Source organism: Allobosea sp. 67-29 (assembly GCF_001898115.1).
In the GTDB taxonomy this organism is placed as follows: Bacteria; Pseudomonadota; Alphaproteobacteria; order Rhizobiales; family Beijerinckiaceae; genus Allobosea.
In genome coordinates, this window is record NZ_MKSQ01000014.1 from 130550 (window position 1) to 134086 (window position 3537).

General features: G+C 68.6%; 4 protein-coding genes. 3 read left to right on the top strand and 1 reads right to left on the bottom strand.

Going from position 1 to position 3537, the window contains the following annotated elements:
* From BGO20_RS11875 to dprA, 3 genes are all read left to right on the top strand, one after another.
* Positions 1-963 (top strand): amidohydrolase family protein (locus BGO20_RS11875; protein WP_299857873.1); only part of this gene is annotated, 963 nt, incomplete at its 5' end.
* A gap of 33 nt (positions 964-996) precedes the next feature.
* Positions 997-1620 carry a glycerol-3-phosphate 1-O-acyltransferase PlsY gene (gene plsY, locus BGO20_RS11880; protein ID WP_291663816.1) on the top strand — a complete coding sequence of 208 codons (624 nt, stop codon included), beginning with the start codon at positions 997-999 and terminating at the stop codon, positions 1618-1620.
* A 5-nt stretch (positions 1621-1625) separates the two neighbouring features.
* Positions 1626-2861: a DNA-processing protein DprA gene (gene dprA / locus BGO20_RS11885; protein ID WP_291663815.1), complete on the top strand. Its 1236-nt coding sequence runs from the start codon at positions 1626-1628 to the stop codon at positions 2859-2861.
* Positions 2862-2897: 36 nt separating this feature from the next.
* On the opposite strand, the gene BGO20_RS11890 is transcribed toward dprA, so the two are convergent.
* The gene (locus tag BGO20_RS11890) at positions 2898-3131 is read right to left on the bottom strand and encodes a hypothetical protein (RefSeq protein WP_291663814.1); all 234 of its coding nucleotides are present in this window, start codon (positions 3129-3131) and stop codon (positions 2898-2900) included.
* Between the last annotated feature and the right edge of the window lie 406 nt (positions 3132-3537).

Sequence of the window (3537 nt, forward strand, 5' to 3'; positions counted from 1 at the left end):
TTCCTCCAGCGTCGTGCGCGCGACAAGGCGATCGTCAACGTCCTGCCGTCCGCGGCTCTGACCAAGGGGCTGGAAGGCAGGGAGATCACGGAATTCGGCCTGCTGCTGGAGGCCGGTGCGGTCGCCTTCGGCGACGGCGCCAGGGCGCTGCGCAACCCGCAGGTGATGCGCCGTGCCATGATCTATGCCGGCAATTTCGACGCCCTGATCATGAACCATGTCGAGGACCCGGAGCTGCGCGGCTCGGGCGTGATGAACGAGGGCGAGTTTGCCAGCCGCAAGGGCCTGCCGGGCATCCCGCCCGAGGCTGAAACCGTGATGCTGGAACGGGACCTGCGGCTCGCCCGCGCGACCGGCGCCCGCTACCACGCGACCATGATCTCCTGCGCGGAATCGGTCGATCTGGTGCGCCGCGCCAAGCAGGATGGTGCGCGGGTCACCTGCGGCGTCTCGATCAACAACCTTACCCTCAACGAGAACGACGTCGGCGATTACCGCACCTTCTGCAAGGTCTCGCCGCCGCTACGCACCGAGGATGAGCGCCTCGCGATCGTTGCGGCCCTGGCCGAGGGCGTGATCGACGTCATCGTTTCCGACCACGACCCGCAGGATGTCGAGACCAAGCGACAGCCCTTCGCCGAGGCCGCCGACGGCGCTCTCGGCATCGAGACCATGCTGCCGGCGGCGCTGCGGCTGGTGCAGGCCGGGCAAATGACGCTGCCGCGATTGCTGGCGGCGCTGTCGAGCAAGCCGGCTGGCCTGCTCGCGCTCGCAGGCGGCCGCTTCGCGCCCGGCGCCCCGGCCGATCTGATCCTGCTCGATCCCGAGGCGCCCTTCGTCGTCGACAAGCGCAAGCTGAAGTCGCGCGCCAAGAACTCGCCCTTCGACGAAGCCCGCCTGCAGGGCATCGTCCAGACCACCTTCGTCGGCGGGCGGGTGGTCTACGAAGCCGAACTTGGCTAGCCTGCGGCGGGGGCAGGGTTTGGAAGGGGTGGCATGAGCGAGATTCTGAACTGGAGCCTGTCCGGTTCCGCCACGCTGATCGCGCTCGTCGTCGGCTATCTCTTCGGCTCCATCCCCTTCGGCATCATCCTGACGAAGCTCGCCGGCGGGCCCGATCTGCGGAGTATCGGCTCGGGCAACATCGGCGCGACCAACGTCCTGCGCACCGGCAACAAGAAGCTCGCCGCTGCCACGCTCGTCGGCGACATGCTGAAAGGCACCGTGGCCGTGCTCGTCGCCTGGCACTGGCTCGGCGGGCCGCAGGCGGCGCTGATCGCGGCGGTCGGCGCCTTTCTCGGCCATCTCTTCCCGGTCTGGATCGGCTTCAAGGGCGGCAAGGGCGTCGCGACCTATCTCGGCGTGCTGATCGGCCTCAACGGCTGGATCGCTCTCGCCTTCGCGGCGATCTGGCTCGCGGTCGCCTGGCTCTCGCGCTATTCCTCGCTCTCGGCGCTGACGGCGAGCGTGCTAGCACCGCTGCTGCTCTGGTTCGCCGTCGGGATGCATCAGGCCGCCGCGGTCATGGCCGTCCTCACCCTGCTGCTGTGGATCATGCATCGCACCAACATTTCCCGTCTGCTGGCGGGAAATGAAGGCAGGATCGGCCAGAAGGGCTGAGCGGCATGGTGGCTGGCATCGCCCTGTCCGATAGCCAGCGCCTCGATTGGCTGAGGCTGATCCGCAGCGAGGGCATCGGCCCGCGCGGCTTCCGGTCTCTTACGAATCGGTTCGGCGGTGCCGGTGCGGCGCTGGAGGCCTTGCCCGATCTCGCCCGGCAGGCCGGGCGAAGCGTCCGCATCTGTTCGCTGGCCGAAGCCGAGCGGGAGACCGAGGGCCTCGCGCGCCTCGGCGGCCGCTTCATCGCCCTTGGTGAGGCCGATTATCCGCGGCCGCTCCAGGCCATCGACGCCGCTCCGCCCGTGTTGGCGCTCCTGGGCGATGCCGCCGTGATCGGCAGGCCGGCCGTGGCGATGGTGGGCTCGCGCAACGCCTCCGCGGCGGGGCTCGCCCTGACCCGCCGGCTGGCGCGCGAGATCGGCGAGGCCGGCTTCATCGTCGTGTCCGGCCTCGCCCGCGGCATCGACACCGCCGCGCATGAGGCGAGCCTTGCCAGCGGGACGGTGGCGGTCCTGGCCGGCGGGCTCGACCGGATCTACCCCGCGCAGAACAGCGGGCTTGCGGAGCGCATCGCCCGCAGTGGCGCGCTCGTCAGCGAGATGCCGCTCGGCTGGGAGCCGCGGGCGCGCGACTTTCCGCGCCGCAACCGCATCGTCTCTGGGCTGGCGCTCGGCACCGTCGTCGTCGAGGCGGCACGCCGCTCCGGCTCGTTGATCACGGCGCGCTTCGCCAACGAGCAGGGACGCCAGGTCTTTGCCGTGCCGGGATCGCCCCTTGATCCCCGTGCCGAAGGCGGAAATCATTTGATCCGCGACGGTGCCACGCTTTGCACGGCCGGCGCGGACGTCGTCGAAGCGCTGCAACCCATGCTGGAGCGCCCGAGTGATCTTTTCGGAGCGCCCGGCCTGTTGCGCGAACACGCTGCCGCGGACGCGCTCCCGCCCCTCTGGGACGATTGGGATGGGTCCAGCGCCTCCGAGCCATCCTCCAGCGGCGCGGCCGGATTGATGCCGGTCCGGTTTGCGCCGAGCCCGCTTCCCCTCGATCCCCCGCGGCCTGTCGAAGACGGCAATCTCGGTCGGCATCTGCTCGACCTGCTGAGTCCAACCCCCGTCGCGCTGGATGATCTGGTCAGGGCCAGCGGTCGCTCGGCGCGAGAGGTGGGCCGGGCCTTGGTCGAGCTGGAGCTCGCCGGCGCAGTGCTTCGCCATCCGGGCGGTGGCCTCTCGCGCGTGCATTAGGGGGCGGAGCAGGCCGCCCCGGTCTGGCGACCTGGATCAGTTGGCGAGGTCCCGCTCGGCGATGATCTCGATCTGCGCAGACGCCTCGATCCGAGCCATCTCGAGGAAATATGACAGGGCATCGAGCTTGGCGGACCGGGCCATCACCCGCAGCTCCGCGGCCATTCCCTCGATATAGGCAGCGACTTCGAACGGAGAGAGGGGCGGCGCCGGCAGCACGGCTCGCCGCGCGTCGTCGTCGTAAGGGAGTATCTTCTTGGCCGTAGGCATCGCGGGCAGGCTCCCTCTCATGTTCGCCAGAGCCGCCGGCTCCAGGCCGATGATGCAATCATAGAGTGCATCAGTTAAAATTTTCAAGTTTTGGGATAATTGTATCGACGGCTGCCGCCGCCGTGTCGTCCGGGAGCGCTGCGCCGAGGAACAACGGTTCCGCCCGGCCGTTTTGATTGCGGATACCAAATGCCTCCCGCATGCGGCGGCGCCGAAAGCAGGCCGCGATGGCGGTATTCGAGCCGCCTCAATGATGCCGCGATTGGTTCAGGCGCCGTTCAAGCGAAAGGGGCCATGATCTTCGCAAGATTCGGGGCTCGCCCCGGGAAAGGAGATATCGTCATGATGTCTTTGAGAAAGAAATGGATTGTCGCTCTGACTGCCGCCAGTGTCGCGGCGGGGACTG